16 protein-coding genes are annotated in these 15,696 nt (G+C 38.8%); 4 read left to right on the forward strand and 12 right to left on the reverse strand.

The annotated features are described in order from the left end of the window. Positions 1 to 18 precede the first annotated feature (18 nt). Complete coding sequence (locus AKG98_RS14600) at positions 19 to 909, forward strand: energy-coupling factor transporter transmembrane protein EcfT (RefSeq protein ID WP_067047218.1); 891 nt, start codon at positions 19 to 21, stop codon at positions 907 to 909. Between the two features lie 66 nt (positions 910 to 975). On the opposite strand, the gene AKG98_RS23015 is transcribed toward AKG98_RS14600, so the two are convergent. Then, a complete protein-coding gene (locus tag AKG98_RS23015) occupies positions 976 to 1,047 on the reverse strand; it encodes a hypothetical protein (RefSeq protein ID WP_228140332.1) in 72 nt (23 codons plus the stop codon). Between the two features lie 86 nt (positions 1,048 to 1,133). Here AKG98_RS23015 and AKG98_RS14605 point away from each other — a divergent pair, with 86 nt between their 5' ends. Continuing rightward, the gene (locus tag AKG98_RS14605) at positions 1,134 to 1,961 is read left to right on the forward strand and encodes a 4'-phosphopantetheinyl transferase superfamily protein (protein ID WP_228140315.1); all 828 of its coding nucleotides are present in this window, start codon (positions 1,134 to 1,136) and stop codon (positions 1,959 to 1,961) included. Here AKG98_RS14605 and AKG98_RS14610 read toward each other — a convergent pair. From AKG98_RS14610 to AKG98_RS14620, 3 genes are read right to left on the reverse strand one after another with little or no spacing between them, the layout of a single operon-like run. After that, a complete protein-coding gene (locus tag AKG98_RS14610) occupies positions 1,958 to 2,698 on the reverse strand; it encodes a carbon-nitrogen hydrolase family protein (protein WP_067047224.1) in 741 nt (246 codons plus the stop codon). The genes AKG98_RS14605 and AKG98_RS14610 overlap by 4 nt on opposite strands. A gap of 34 nt (positions 2,699 to 2,732) precedes the next feature. Continuing rightward, the gene (locus AKG98_RS14615; protein ID WP_157534144.1) at positions 2,733 to 3,170 is read right to left on the reverse strand and encodes a GNAT family N-acetyltransferase; all 438 of its coding nucleotides are present in this window, start codon (positions 3,168 to 3,170) and stop codon (positions 2,733 to 2,735) included. A 46-nt stretch (positions 3,171 to 3,216) separates the two neighbouring features. After that, positions 3,217 to 3,444 (reverse strand): DUF6500 family protein, encoded by a 228-nt coding sequence (locus AKG98_RS14620; protein WP_067047230.1) that lies wholly within the window; start codon positions 3,442 to 3,444, stop codon positions 3,217 to 3,219. Positions 3,445 to 4,032: 588 nt separating this feature from the next. Here AKG98_RS14620 and AKG98_RS14625 point away from each other — a divergent pair. Beyond that, complete coding sequence (locus AKG98_RS14625; protein WP_067047233.1) at positions 4,033 to 5,574, forward strand: wax ester/triacylglycerol synthase family O-acyltransferase; 1,542 nt, start codon at positions 4,033 to 4,035, stop codon at positions 5,572 to 5,574. A 95-nt stretch (positions 5,575 to 5,669) separates the two neighbouring features. Here the strand turns inward: AKG98_RS14625 and AKG98_RS14630 are convergent, their stop codons facing one another. From AKG98_RS14630 to AKG98_RS14645, 4 genes are all read right to left on the reverse strand, one after another. Then, positions 5,670 to 5,906, reverse strand: a complete 237-nt coding sequence (locus AKG98_RS14630; RefSeq protein ID WP_067047238.1) for a TIGR02647 family protein — start codon at positions 5,904 to 5,906, stop codon at positions 5,670 to 5,672. A 196-nt stretch (positions 5,907 to 6,102) separates the two neighbouring features. Beyond that, positions 6,103 to 6,720: a GDSL-type esterase/lipase family protein gene (locus AKG98_RS14635; protein WP_067047241.1), complete on the reverse strand. Its 618-nt coding sequence runs from the start codon at positions 6,718 to 6,720 to the stop codon at positions 6,103 to 6,105. A 310-nt stretch (positions 6,721 to 7,030) separates the two neighbouring features. Beyond that, positions 7,031 to 7,618, reverse strand: a complete 588-nt coding sequence (locus AKG98_RS14640; RefSeq protein WP_067047244.1) for a YceI family protein — start codon at positions 7,616 to 7,618, stop codon at positions 7,031 to 7,033. A gap of 61 nt (positions 7,619 to 7,679) precedes the next feature. Next, the gene (locus tag AKG98_RS14645; protein WP_067047247.1) at positions 7,680 to 8,267 is read right to left on the reverse strand and encodes a cytochrome b; all 588 of its coding nucleotides are present in this window, start codon (positions 8,265 to 8,267) and stop codon (positions 7,680 to 7,682) included. 198 nt (positions 8,268 to 8,465) lie between these two features. Here AKG98_RS14645 and AKG98_RS14650 point away from each other — a divergent pair, with 198 nt between their 5' ends. Next, positions 8,466 to 9,362: a LysR family transcriptional regulator gene (locus AKG98_RS14650; protein WP_067047250.1), complete on the forward strand. Its 897-nt coding sequence runs from the start codon at positions 8,466 to 8,468 to the stop codon at positions 9,360 to 9,362. Positions 9,363 to 9,455: 93 nt separating this feature from the next. Here the strand turns inward: AKG98_RS14650 and AKG98_RS14655 are convergent, their stop codons facing one another. From AKG98_RS14655 to AKG98_RS14670, 4 genes are all read right to left on the reverse strand, one after another. Beyond that, positions 9,456 to 10,031 carry a hydrolase gene (locus tag AKG98_RS14655; protein ID WP_198155539.1) on the reverse strand — a complete coding sequence of 192 codons (576 nt, stop codon included), beginning with the start codon at positions 10,029 to 10,031 and terminating at the stop codon, positions 9,456 to 9,458. Between the two features lie 218 nt (positions 10,032 to 10,249). Continuing rightward, a complete protein-coding gene (locus AKG98_RS14660) occupies positions 10,250 to 13,312 on the reverse strand; it encodes an efflux RND transporter permease subunit (protein ID WP_067047253.1) in 3,063 nt (1,020 codons plus the stop codon). Further along, entirely contained in the window at positions 13,312 to 14,427 is a 1,116-nt protein-coding gene (locus AKG98_RS14665; RefSeq protein WP_067047256.1) for an efflux RND transporter periplasmic adaptor subunit, read from the reverse strand. The genes AKG98_RS14660 and AKG98_RS14665 overlap by 1 nt, the downstream gene beginning before the upstream one ends. A 1-nt stretch (position 14,428) precedes the next feature. After that, on the reverse strand, positions 14,429 to 15,463 hold the full coding sequence (locus AKG98_RS14670) for an efflux RND transporter periplasmic adaptor subunit (RefSeq protein ID WP_067047260.1): 1,035 nt from the start codon (positions 15,461 to 15,463) through the stop codon (positions 14,429 to 14,431). Positions 15,464 to 15,696: the final 233 nt, after the last annotated feature.

Consider the following 15,696-nt stretch of genomic DNA (forward strand, 5'->3'; position numbering starts at 1 on the left):
GCGAACCATAAAAACAATATGAATAAAAACACGATAAAGAATACTTTTCATAACAACAAAAGTAACGTCAATAAAACTAAAAAAATCGATTTTGGTATTAACTATGTCAATACCAATTCAGCCCTGCACCAACTTAATGGCGTCACTAAGTTCGTCTTGTTTCTAGCTTGGGTAACAGTGGTGTTAACGACCTTTGATTTACGCCTTATTCTCGCGCTGATCATTACTGGCTGTACGTTACTTAAATTAACCAAAGTGCCCTTCCCTGTTTACAAACCGTTATTGATTGCCACGAGCAGTATATTAAGCATCAACGCATTGTTCATGTTCTTATTAGCACCACAGCAAGGCGTTGAGTATATAGGTTCAAGTACCGTCTTATTATCTCTCTGGGGTGATTATTCCCTGACACAAGAAACCTTGTATTACCTGCTGACGGTAACACTGAAGTATTTCAGTATGTTCCCAATTGCGTTGGTATTTGTGTTTACCACGCATCCGACTGAATTTGCAGCAAGCTTAAACCGCCTTGGTGTACCGTATAAAATTGCCTATGCTGTAAGCTTAACATTGCGCTATTTACCTGATGTGAAGAATGATTTTATTAACATCATGCATGCACAGCAGGCACGTGGTGTTGATTTATCGAAAAATGTATCTGTGCTATCGCGTATTAAAAATGTAGCCAAGATCTTAGGCCCATTAATTTTCTCAAGCTTAGATCGCGCTGACGAGATCTCGAATGCGATGACATTACGTGGTTTTGGTCATAACAAGATGCGTACGTGGTACAGCTTAAAACCTATGACCAAGCAAGATTACACGGTGATGGGGTTAATTACCTTGGTAGTAACGTTAGCCATTATCAAACGTGTTATGGCAACAGAGTTGTTCTGGTACCCATTCTAGCTAGTACTTTTTCTAGATAAAATGACGAGCTAAAAGCTGTTGATGGCTTTTAGCTCTATCTTCCCTTTACTCATGCCTTAATTTGATTAAGCCAACGACCGCCAATACGATAAATATTGCCAGCATTGGGAGCAACACAAAATCAAGGTTGATTTATGTTCATTATATATATCATGATAAGATAGCTAAATTAGCTTACACCTCTTCACTCAATGGAATAAATAGTGCTTTCAACAGATCAACTAACATTAGCTACGAATGAAATTCACCTGTGGTCAGTAGACCCGAAAAGAATCCAACGGCCTGAATTATTACGTGCTTATAGTCGTCTGTTATCACCAGAAGAAACGACAAAGCAGCAACGGTTTCATTTTGAAAAAGACCGTCATAGTGCGCTAGTCACCCGCGCCTTTGTCCGTGATTTGTTATCACGTTATGCTGATGTGCAACCCGCTGACTGGACGTTTGTCAAAGGTGAAAAGGATAAGCCAGAGATTGTTAACCCACCCCTGCCATTACGTTTTAATATCAGCCACACCGACAATATGATCATTTGCGCGGTAATGCTTAATGACGATATTGGTTGTGATGTAGAAAATACCAGTCGAACAAGTGATGTATTAAGTATTGCGAAGCACTCATTCTCGCAAGTTGAAGTCGATGATTTACTCGCTCAACCAATAGCGCAGCAAGCGAGTCGTTTTTTTGATTATTGGACATTAAAAGAATCTTACATCAAGGCATGGGGGTTAGGTTTGTCGATCCCGTTGAAAGACTTTAGTTTCACCCTACCGGATAACCACCAGCAGGAAAACGTCAGCTGTATTGAAAACATTAAATTAAGCTTTGCAGCTCACCGTGTGGACGATGCTAATATCTGGCGTAGTTGGTTGTTTTATCCCAATAATATTCACCGTGTAGCACTGTCAGTTCGCGCGACGAATAATAATCAAGATACAAATTATAAAATGCGATTTTTTAATTCAATACCACTCATTAAAGCGACTGAAACGACAAGCTTTAACCCTGATGTAAACACTATGATGGGTTAAAGGTTAATTACTTGGCCTATCCAGTCGTTACCCTTCCGTTCAGCAATAACAAGTGCATTTTGACTTTCATCAGCACAAATGAGTTGACCTGACTTTGTCCAAATCGCACTCTTGCCTACTGGATTCCAATTACCGGTAGGTCTATTATGATTAGCCATTGCTACGAGCATATTGAACTCTCGAGCATAACTGCTCATCAACTGAGTATCGGTGTCATAACCCCCCGCCGTGATTAACACACTCGCCATATATACATCAGCACCGAGTGCTGCATACCCTTTAGCATGTTCAATATGATTAGTATCAGCACAAATAGCATTAGCGACCGTTATATTATTCAGTTGAAAGCTATGTCGCTTATCGCCAACTGAAAAATATGTCTCTTCACCAGAGTGTAAATTCATTTTGGCGTAGCTTTCTACTCGTCCTGTTGGATAAATAATAGCTAAACCAATATGCGGCAGTCCCGTCGTTAACAGCGGTAGACCGACCCCTACTGTTATCTTATTTAATTTTGCAATATCAATGAGTGGTTGAAGACGCTTATCGTCAACAGTAAAAGCAAGATTGGAGGCACATTCAGGCAGGTAACCTGTCAGTGATAACTCAGGAAATACAATATATGAAACACCTACAGATGCAGCTTTTTCAATAGCATTCATATGAACAGCTATATTTTCCGCTACATTACCGTCAACCGAAGAGATTTGCGCGACAGCAATTTTTGTATTTTTCATTAACCTTCCTTGATAGATAGATCCATAAATAATATTAATCATCACCTAAATACATTTCGAAAACATGCTGGGATTTCGTCGTGATAAAACCCATCCTTTCATAAAACTCATGTGTATCTTGACGCTTAGCATTACAGCGAACCCTTAACGCTATGTTCTGATTCTGAGCTTGTTCGCAAGCAAACTCTACTAATTGTCGGCCAATACCTTTATTCCTTGCTTCAGGAGTAACGACTAAACCACCAATTTCAAAAAATGCCGCTGACGCTAATCGATGCGCTTTATAGACGTGAATCCAACCCAATATAATACCCGCATCTTCAAATACCCATACGTCATCATTCGATGAATCAATTAAACACTGAAGTCTTTCTTCAGCAACAAGTTGCGTAGCGATCTCGTAACCAAGATGTAAAGATAGTGCATTAATTGAATCTGAATCTTGTAGCCTTGCCATTCTGATATTTGTCACGAAACGTCCCCATGTTAATAATCTCCCTCGATATACGTAACAGCCTTCATTCGTTAGTCACTTCTGATTCCACCAGCGCTTTTATTTTCACCGCTTTCTCAAAGTGATCTAACTTATGTGTCATGATCCACCATTGTGCAGATTCCATTAATAGCGCTGGATCATCATTCTTATTCGCAAAGAACGCATAAAATGAGAGACCAACATTTGTCCCTTTTTTTTCTATTTTATTTTCACAAATTGCGATTATTTTATTTCTTAATATTTCTCTCATATACCCTAGTTATATCCATCAATAATGAAATAAACAATACCACATCGGTTTAAAAATAATCCCAGCTTACTACTCAAAGGGGTTAAAAACGTCAATATCTCAATAAATTATAAATATTTATACAATTTATTAATACCTCAATTTTCCAGTTCATTAATAAATAATCAAAGAATTTACATCATTTTATTAAAATCATTCAATAGCATTAAAATCTAACCACCAATAAAGTTACCGATAACAATGTAATCATTAACAAATATATACAGTTAATTATGCCAATCTACCTTCAGCAATAACAAAAAACTTGCTACAAACATTCAATTGTGAATCTAAAAAACACATTAAAACATTAACAATCAAAAAGTTAAAAGCAATTAAAGTACTATAATAAATCGTGAAAATATTTCATTTGCGTAAATGTATGTCACAATGTCGTATCTCTTTATGAGTATCATCGTACTATACATATAACTTTAACATCCGTGACAGTAAGTCATAACATCACAATGAGATGATATGTGCGGTACGACTTAATCGGGCGCAATCTATCAATCACATTACGAATATTAGGAACATTAGGAAATGACTATGCAAGCACTCACGTTAGTTGATATGGGATTTTTATACACAGAAACGGTTACTAGTCCAAAACACGTAGCAGGATTACAAATATTCTCAACACCAGAAAATTACCCAGGCAACTTTAGTCGAGACCTATTTGATAACTTAATGTCACAGCAAGATGTTAAAACACCATTTAACCTAAAGCTAAAAAAACAGATCACGGGTCAATATTTCTGGCAAGAAGATAAAAACATCGATCTGTCATATCACGTACGTTTCGCAATGCTGCCACAACCTGGTAATGAAAATCAATTGCTCAGTTTTGTAGAACACCAACATGAAACATTACTCGACCGTAGTCGCCCATTATGGGAAATGATCTTAATTGACGGCTTAGCAGATAACAAATTTGCTATCTACGTTAAAGTACATCATGCATTTACTGACGGTGCAAAAGCAAACCAACTATTGATGGCTTATTTGAGCAAAAATGCGGAATCGCCAATGACGGCGTTCTGGGCTGTGGATCGCCCACAAAGAGAGAGAACAGCAAAAAGTACATTATCACTGTTATCTGAGGCGTCAAAAGTAGTCACTAGCCACGTAAAATCAATTCCATCACTGACTAAGCTAACAACAAAACTACTTTTTCAAGCTGCAAACATATACAAAGCAGATATGCCGACACCTTTTATGGCACCTAAAACCCCATTTTCTATTAGTCCAAAGCGTGCACGTCGCGCGGCAATGACATCATTATCACTCTCACGAGTTAAAACGCTTGGCCGTATAACGGGAGCAACAATTAATGACGTTGTTGTCACTGTTTGTGATATGGCGATCCACAATTACTTAAAAACACGTAACATAGTCCTTAAAAAGCCGTTAGTGGCACAAATGCCGATAAGTTTACGTGATGCTTCAGATAAAGAGTCTAACAATCAGGTTGCAATTAGTTTAGTCGAATTAGCCTATGCCGGTGAGTATCCACTTGAACGTTTAATGACAGTCAAAGAGTCATGTTTAAAACTAAAAAGTGAAGCGAGACTATTAACTAAAGAAGCATTAACGAGTTATACATTAGCAAGCCAAGGTCTAGCCGCTGCGAGTGAACTACTGCACTTGGACACAATATTACCGCCAATGGGTAATGTACTCATATCTAATGTGCCTGGACCAAGTACAGCGTTATATATGAAGGGTGCTAAAATGGATAAGTGCTTCCCAATTTCAGTACTACCACCGGGCATGTCTCTAAACATTACGCTATATAGCTACAACGGCTCTATTCATGTTGGTCTTGTTGCTTGTCGCTCTGCGTTACCAGACTTAACAGAACTAGCTACCTATATTAATGATGCTTTTACAGTTCTTGAAAATGAAGTGCTAGGCAGTGCCATTGAGACGGTGTCAGATCATATCCATTTATTATCATCGTCACAGCATAGTGACGATATAAAAAAAGAAAGCATTGAAATCATTAGTAATATGGTCAACAACGCATCGATACTAAGCCCTCGACCGGACGTTGATATTGAAGACTCTCGATTATGTGAAACAGCTTAGATCAGTAAATCAGTGGGGAAATAGAGAAAATTGCAGTTAGCAGTTAGTAGCCTATATCACAGCGACTAACTGCTTTAGATAATAGCATTATTTATTTAGCTTAATGGTGCTAAAACGCTGTGTAGGTGATTTGCTGTTTCAATACCGCTATCGGTTAAATACCCACCGTCTTCTTGTGAAATAAGGCCTTTATCAAAAAGTGATTTCGCAGCACTAATAATAGAGGAGCTAGCTTCATTATGAATCTTAATACCTTCTAATTGAGATTGTGTTGGGAATTTAGCCAGTAATTTCATTTCTTCAAACAGTGTATCAGAATAATTTTTAGTCATAATTGCTCGCTTTTTTTAATAGAGATAGTTTCATAATAGGGGCTTCAAAGAAGATTGCAAATTAATAACAGAGGAAATAGGGCTAGATCAACAAAGCCACCAATAAAACTAAAAATTGAGGCCTATAGGTCATAATTTATGCAATCATCCTTATTGCACAAACACTTACTGTCTATTTAATACTTAAATATTAAGGTTACGATAACAAAGACGAGCTTATTACTTGATATAGCAACTCATGCCCCGCGCTATTTGGGTGTAATCCATCGGCTGTTAAATAGATTTCTTTACGATCATTGAATGGCGTGTAAACATCAATAAAATCGACACTATACTTCACCGACAAAGCCAACAATGCTTGGTTATAACGACGAATGGTTTCATCATTACGAATGCGGTTATTTACATTCGGAATACCATCAAGCAGGGCTGCAATGGGCGTGACATTAATCAGAACAACATTAGCACCCTTCTCAAGTGAAAACTCAATACAGCGGCTTATGTTGTCAATATACGTTTCAATATCAACAAGGTAGTTACCGTCTTGCTTAGCAAGATCATTGGCGCCATACCCAAACAGCACTGTGTCCTGTTTATCCACGGCTTGTCGGATCAAAAACTCATGTTGAAAACGTTGGATTAAACCATTTGTCGTTTCACCACTAATGCCCATGTTAAAGACACTTATCTTATCTTTACCCGTTTCCATAAATTGTTTAATTAAACGCGTTTTAATACGGTCTGCCCACCCCCCATAGTCAGCATCACTTTCACCACGTGTAATACTATCACCAAAACAAATTATGCTCGCCATATACCCTAGCTCCGAAAATATTCTTTAATTATGTATGGAAACTACTACAAATATATAATAGTTAACAGTATATTCGAGACTTTAATCTAGTGCGCTAATTTGGTTACGCTCACTGGCGTTTATTTTATCACCGTCCAGGTTTTTTCTAATTGCTGTAAAGTGGATATATCGCCTTGATCTTCAATAAAACAGATAAATTCTTCCCCACCCCAACGAATGACCAAAAGGTAATTCAGAAAGTAAAGCATCAGGAGAAAATACAGCCTGATTTCTATTATTGTAATCAGACTGGCTTATATACCCAAACGACTTACTGACGAATACCTTCAATGTTCAAGATCATATCAACATAGGCTGATGCAGGACCTAAATCTGTAGTAATACCATAGTCTGTTAATTTAAGACTTGTTTCACCAGTAAAACCAACACGATAACCGCCCCAAGGATCAGAACCTTCACCAATTTTAGCAATCGGGAATGTAATTGTTTTAGTGATGCCTTTTAGGGTGAATGCCCCTGTTACAGTCCCATTTTCATCATCGCTAAATTTGATGCTTTGACTTTTGAATGTCGCTTTCGGAAACTTTTTCACATCAAGAAAGTCATCACTTTTTAAATGTTTATCACGTTCGGCATGGTTTGAATTTAGACTAGCAGTATCGATAACAAAATTGATCTGCGACGCATTTGGTGTTTTCGCATCATACGAGAAACCACCATCAAAAGTATTAAAACGGCCCCATAACCAGCTATAACCTAAATGCTTAATTTTAAATTGCACTGAGGCATGAGCACCAGCTACGTCCACTTTATAATCTGCAGCCTGTGCGGCATTTGGCGCTACAACAGCGAAAAGTGAACTTGCTGTAATAGCAACGGCTAAAATTTGTTTTTTCATTCTATTTTCCATTTGAATTTACCTTAATATTTCATGTCTTCATGACAACTTATTATCCGAATTACGATCCGATAAAAGCACTACTGTTATTTTTTTCTGTCTGCTGTACTTTCAACATACGTACTAACGTCTTATTTTTATTAATAAAGTGATGTTTAATTGCAGCGATGGCATGTACTCCAGCTAGCACGATTAACACCCATGCTAAAATTTCATGTATTTCACCCGCTATATCCTCCTGATTATCGACAGAGAATGGAATTGCAGGTACGGTAAAGAACTCAAACACATTAATACCACGTCCATCAGCTGTCGAAATTAAGTATCCCGATATCATTAATGTAAACATGAGTAGGTATAATCCAAGGTGAACTAAATGTGCGCTCGTTATTTCAAATTTACTCGCATGCTCGTCTGCGCTATCTGGGCTGATATTGATCCAACGCCATACCGTGCGAACCAATAATAAACCAAGCAATAAAATACCAATGCTCTTGTGCAAATCGAGTGAGCCTTTATACCAAGCATCATAATAAGTTAACTCGACCATATATAAGCCTAAGCCAAACATACCAAAAATGGTTAATGCCATAACCCAGTGCAACAAAATCGATATCCAGCCATAAGCTGTCTTAGTATTTTTTAACATTTATGTATCCTTCAAATCAGTCGGTATATAATAATCAGGTTTTAGCTATTAAAAAATAACGATTAATGCGAAACTATTGTGCAAATATGCACAGAACCTTTACATTAAATTAAATAAGCCCATTGGCAGCGGCCAATATAGCCGCCTGTTTAAGTTGAATATTTATCAACCTGTAAACATAATTAAAAGAATTTAGATATGAAAAATATTTCTTGGGATGATTATAAAATAGCTTATCAAGTCGCTATTGATGGCAGCTTAAGTCAGGCAGGTAAATCACTGGGTATTAACCATGCAACCGTGCTTAGACGCATCAATCAATTAGAGTCGGCACTTGAGATAAAGTTATTTTTCCGCCACCAACGCGGTTATAAAGTCACGGATGCTGGTGCGATCTTGATAGAAGAATTACCTGGTCTTATTGCTCGATTTAGCAAGCTAGAACACCAGTTACAAAATATTGAAAGTAATATCAGTGGCGAATTACGTATATCAACCATCAACTCTTATTCAGCACAACTTGCTCCAGCGCTAAAGGCCTTTAGAGATATTCACCCTGCGATCAGGATCAAGGTGCTCTCAACTGACGATATCGTACCACTCGAATCTGGTGCCGCTCATGTATCATTACGAGTTGGCCCAAAACCAGATGGAGCAGATTTGATTGTTAAAGAATTAACCCGCTTTAAAACGAGTTATTTCGCGTCAGCAGAGTATATACAAGCATTTGGTAAACCCACAACAAACAGTTCATACAATCAGCACTATTGGGTTTTACCCACTGCCGACAAATACCGAATCCCCTTTGTTCGCCATATCGTGGATAATATAGATAAAAGCAGAATTGCATTTCAAAGCAATCACTTTCCAGATGTGAACCAAGCAGTAATTGAAGGAATGGGGATTGGACCTATGGGTGAACATCAAGCCAAATTCTACCCTTCACTGGTTAAAGTGCAGTTGAATTCACCTCAATCAGAAGAAGCCATGTGGTTCGTATACCATAAAGATTCAAAACACAGTGCGCGAGTCAAATGCTTTTATGCATTTTTGCATGAACGATTGAAGAAATTAACAGCGCTAGAGAATAAATAATGTGGAAATAAATTGAGCCGGAAACGAGAACTTCCGGCTAAACGAATCGCGTCAATAAATATGTTAAGACTTGCTTGTATTATTACGCTATGTTTATTTAACTAATTTACTAATCTCTTTAAAGATTGGGTTTTTAGCATTTACAGTAAGTTCAAATAAGATTGATTCATAAGTCGTAGGGATAACACCCGCTTGTATTAGTCTTTCAATGGCCATTTTCGAATCAAATTCAGAACGCGCGCTCACACAATCTGTTACAAGAACAGGCTGTAACCCTTCTTCAAGTAAATCTAAACACGTTTGTAGTACACAAACATGCGTCTCGATTCCTGCAACGATAACCACTTTTTTATTCGTGTTTTTGATTGCTGTTAGCGTAGCCTCATTGCCACAACATGAAAAAGACGTTTTATCAAAATGAGGGGCTGATTCAACTAATTCCTGTAACGCGGGGATCGTACCACCAAGGCCTTTTTTATACTGTTCATTAATAATAAAAGGCACATCATGAAGTTTTAACCCCTTGATTAACCTAATCAGGTTTTTTTCAACAACATCGTTATTTACCACATGTGGAAAAAGTTTTTCTTGCACGTCAACCAAACAAAATACAGTATCTTGTACATGGATTCTCATATTATTCCCCCAGTCACGTTTAGGTGCTTCCATTCGAATACCCCATAAATAATAAAGCTCTTGTCGTTAAAGTCGAGTGACGTCATTATAAAACAACGAGTATCTCACTCGACTTTTTATATCAGCTATCTGCAGGCTATTATTTTAACCTAGCAAGCGCTTCTTCTAATTCCGTTTGTACTTCAGCATTGCGTAAGTGACCTTTATCTGATTTATCAAATTAATAATATATAACGCTATTATTTACTCACTTATTCCGGAATATCTAATCGATGGAACATTCGATATAACACAGGTACAACAATCAGTGTCAGCACCGTCGCAAATCCTAAACCAAACATGATAGTGACAGCCATAGGTTTAAAGAACACATCAGGTAACAAGGGAATCATACCTAATACCGTTGTGATTGCCGCCATACAAACAGGACGAACACGGCTAACAGCTGCATCAACAACCGCTTGATACTTTTCTTTACCACTGTGGATCTCGATCTCAATTTGATCAAGCAATACAATACCATTCTTAACCAGCATACCTGACAGACTCAAGAAGCCCAACAAAGCCATAAAGCCAAATGGTGTATTAAGAACAAGTAATCCAGTTGTCACACCAATAATAGCTAAAGGTACGGTTGCCCATACAATCACCGCATTTCTCACATTATTAAATAAGAAGACCGTAATTAAGAACATAAACAAATAGCCCATAGGCATCGATTGGAATAATGATGCTTGCGCTTTCGAAGACGATTCATATTCACCACCCCACTCGAGTGAATAACCCGGTGGAAAATCGAGACCTTCGACTAACGGTTGAATACGTTTTTGCAACGTTGCTGCAGTTTCATCTCCTAAAGGATCGGGATCTGCAAATATAGTTAGCATACGCTTACGATTTTTACGCACTACAATTGGATCTTCCCAACGAATATTAACGGCTAATATCACCTGTTGTAGCGGTACATAACCTTTTAATACCGGACTCCAGATCTTCATACCTTCAAGCGTACTGATATCCACACGTTCTTTTTCAGGTAATCGAGCAATGATGGGTAACAGGTTTGTACCGTCACGATAAATACCAACGGTCAGACCAGAAAATGCCATTTGCAATAAATCGTCAACGTCTGATTTAGTAATACCATATCGACGAGCCTGACTTTCGTTAAATACAGGCTCAATCACTTTAGTACGTTCACGCCAGTCATGACGCACGTTAAATGCCCCTGGATCGGCACGCATAATATCAATAGCTTGCTTTGCTAAGCCACGTAATACCGTTGGATCAGACCCGACTAAACGCGCTTCAATTTTCGAACCTGACGAAGGCCCTAACTCAATACGTTTTAGTTTATATTCAATATCAGGGTGCTGTGAATCAAGTTGCCCACTCACTTTACGTAATATTGGCATGACATCGTCATAGTTTTCAACACGGATAATTAACTCACCGTACGCTGCATAGCTTTTCTCTGGTGCGTAGGTCAACATAAAGCGCTGAGAACCTTTACCCGTGCTTGAAGATACATGTGATACACCGGCATTGGCCCTCACCATCACTTCTAACTCACGTAGCTTTTCACTAGTAGCACGAATATCAGTACCTTCCGGTAACCACACATCAACCATAAACATCGGCGTGGTTGACGAAGGGAAAAACGATTGTTTTAACTGCGTGAAACCATACAAACTTGCCACTAACATTAAGATTAATGAGAATACCGTTGCCCACGCATTTTTCATGCATGCTTCTAATACGCGCTTATAAACAACAAAGACAACCCCTTTGTACGGGTCATTGCCTTCACTTCCGGCATCGACTTTCATGCCTTTAAAGAACATATCGGCAAAAAATGGCGTCAGTGATATTGCCGTAAACCAACTAAGCATCAACGAGATAAGTAAAACACTAAATAGTGTTTGGGTATATTCACCCGTTGAATCTTGTGATAAACCAATAGGAGCGAATGCGGTAACAGCAATAACCGTTGCACCTAATAAAGGCCATTTAGTCTGCGTGACAATGTCGGTTGCCGCCTGCAAACGCGTTCGGCCTTTTTGTACCCCAATTAAAATCCCTTCGACCACGACGATGGCGTTGTCCACCAGCATACCTAATGCAATAACCAATCCACCAAGTGAAATACGCTGTAAATCAATTGCCATTATATTCATGAATACAAACGTACCCAAAACAGTCAGCAACAAGATGAGTCCAATTAAAACACCTGCACGTACCCCCATGAATAAAAGTAAAACAAGGATAACAATACCAATCGCTTGACCTAAGCTAATAATGAAGCCTTTTACTGACTTATCAACTTCATCGGGTTGGCTATATACAATATCAATATCGATACCAACTGGTTGCTGCTCTTTAAGCTCTGCGAGACGTTGATAAACCCCTTTACCCATTTCGACAACATTAACACCAGAAATAAATGACACGCCCACATTTAATGCGACTTTGCCATTAAAAGTAACTAAGTTATCGGGTACGTCTTTAAAACCACGCTTAATCGTTGCTACGTCACGTAGATAAATCAGTCCTTGTGCACCATTTTCTGTAATAATTAAATCGCCTAGCGAGTCAACATCGGTAAACTCGCCCGTTGGGTGAATACGGATATATTCCGTTCCCATCCTCACCGCACCAGCACTGGATACCAAGTTTTGCGTTGCCAACGTATTGTAAATAGTTGTTGGCGAAATGCCCAAACTACTTAAACGTTGCATCGACATTTCAATAAATACCTGTTCTTGCTGCACGCCAGATACGGATACTTTACCAACACCGTCGACCAATTCGATTTCTCGACGTAAATAGTCAACATAGTCATTCAGCTCTTTGTAAGAGTAACCATCTCCTGTTATCGCCAACAAAATACCGTATACATCACCAAAATCATCAATCACTGATGGTTCAGCTACACCAGGCGGTAAACGGGATTTTATATCATTAACTTTTCGGCGTAACTCATCCCAAATTTGTGGTAAATCATCAGGGCCATAATTGTTCTTCATCGTCACCGTAATTTGTGACAAACCACGGCTAGAAATAGAATTCACCTCATCAACATACGTTAATTGTTGGATGGCTTTTTCAAGCGGATAAGTAACTTCTTCTTCAACTTGTAATGGCGTAGCACCTGGGTAAGATGTCACGACCATCGCGTCTTTAATTGTAAACGCAGGATCTTCTAATCGACCTAAACCAAAAAAGGCCATCGTACCGCCAATTAAGAAGATGAGCGTGATCATCCAGCTGATCACTTTATTTTTAATAAAATAGGCGGCGATATCTTGCTTCATTATTGTCCAGCCTCTTCAGTATCCGTTGAATTATTGACTAAATCATCGAAAATTTTAATCGATTGACCTTCACGTAAACGATTACCACCAGCAACCACAATTTTATCACCAACTGATAAGCCCGAACTTAAACGAACACCGTCATTGACCACTTTACCTGTCACAATTTGACGCTTGCTCACTGTATTATCACTGTTCACAATCCAAACAAATTTTTGCGTTAAATTCAAATCATCGCCATCTTCATTTAAAATCGCTTCGAGCGGAATAAACGGTTCATTGGTCTTATAAATATTTAGCTTTTGAGCATCAGCCCGCACTTCAACGGCCATCCCATCAAGAATAAATCTATCTTTAGGCATTGGCATCGTAAGTGTAATGACAAATGAGCCCACTTTAGGATCGGGTTCTGTAGTGAATTCTTTTAAATGTGCTTCATACTCAGTGCCATCAGCCGTAATGATCTTAGCGCCAGGTCTAGAGGCTTCAACTTGTACCGCTGAACTTTTAGAATAAATAATGTCCGGTGCTTGTAATTGAATATCGACCGTCGCTGTGCTGTGAATATTCATCACCTGCTGACCCACTTGCACATTTTCAAACTGTTGAATTGGTATATGTGAAATAACACCTGAAAACGGTGCTTTCAACGTAGTAAAACTTAAATTCAACTTGGCAATATCCAGTCTTGCCTTAGCAATACGACGCTGCGCTTTAAGCTCATCAAATTGAGACGGCGCAATATAACCTGGATCAACAAGTTTTGCCGAACGACGATATTGGCTATCTGCAATGGCGTATTCAGCTTTTGCGTCGTCAACCTCTAAACGGTAATACGTCGGATCAATTTGAGCAAGTATTTGCCCCTGAGTTACTCGGTCACCGGGACGAACCGTCACCGATGTAACCTCGCCTTGCAATCGGAAAGACAAACTTGATTTATCCGCCGCAACCGCAACCGCAGGAAACGATAACTTCGCCGTTTCTTCCGCTAATTGCACGGTATCTACTTTAACTAACTGCACTTTTTGTCTTGGCTCAACAATTGGTTTTTCACAACCTTGTAATATTGTTATCGCACTCAGCGCAGTAACAATAGAGAGAAGCTTTTTCATGTTACAGTCCTCGTTCCTTGATCCACGGTCTCACTTTCTGACCTTCGCGCAATTGATTTACACCCGAGATCGCAACGTTATCACCATCGTTCAAGCCCTCCGTGACACGCCTATTTTCATCTAATTCGATTTCACGCTTATGCACAATGCCTTGATCATCTACCTGCCATACAAAATATGAATCACCCTTTCTCATTAACGCTTGCGGTGAAATAGTACCAACACTGCCTTTTGGAAGCGCAATACGAACCGAACCCGCCATCCCAGGTAAAATGTTATTGCCTTCAGGACGGTCCATAAACAAGGTTACTTTATAACTGGAATTTGTTGCATTTGCTTCGGTATCGATTTCTTTAAATTGAGCAGGAAATGCTTCGCCCGGGATCGTATCGAAAATAACGGTAGGATTACGACTATATTCATTATTGAAACGCGCAAGTAGTTGTTCAGGCAATTGGAATGTTACATTGATAATACCCGCACGCTGAATATGCATCACAGGTTCTTTCGCCATTACATATTCATGATTTTCCTTTAAGGATAAGGATAAGGTACCATCATAAGGGGCTACCAAGGTCGCATAACCGAGGTTGGATTCTTGTTTGCTTAACGCGGCTTGCGCTTGGTTGCGCTTAGCCTTAGAGGTATCGTATGCTAATTCAGAAACAACATTGGTTTTACGCAATTTAGCATCACGTTTAAACTGTACCGAAGCCAATTCATAATTTGCCTGTGCCTGTTCGACTTGTAATAAAAACTCATCTTGGTTCAAACTAGCAAGCTTTTGCCCTTTTACAACATTGTCGCCGGGGCTGGCATCCATCGATGATAAAAGACCTGAAACACGGAATGCAAGTACCGCTTTATCGTCGGCTTCAACCACACCAGGAAAGGTACGAAATGTATCTTTAATACCGACATCAACCGCTTGTAACTTAACAGGCCTTGAGTCTGGTTCAGGTATTACAACCTGTTCCTCACTACAGCCAGATAATAGCAAACTGGTAATAACTGTAGTTGCTAAAATTCCCTTCATATACTATCTCCAATAAAACACTGACACTTACGTGTTTCAAGTAACGTTAAAACATGGCAAGGCGTCACATTAAACTCTTACTCAATAATAGCCTTGTAAATAGTATTTACAACGACTTGTCTACCATATGCATATATCAAGCGTATAAAATCACGTCGATTAATAAAATGCTTAATACAGACAATGGAAACCATTAAATGATTCAAAAATACCTCAATGTTAAACAGAGTGTA

Source organism: Moritella sp. JT01 (assembly GCF_001574435.1).
Lineage (GTDB): Bacteria > Pseudomonadota > Gammaproteobacteria > Enterobacterales > Moritellaceae > Moritella.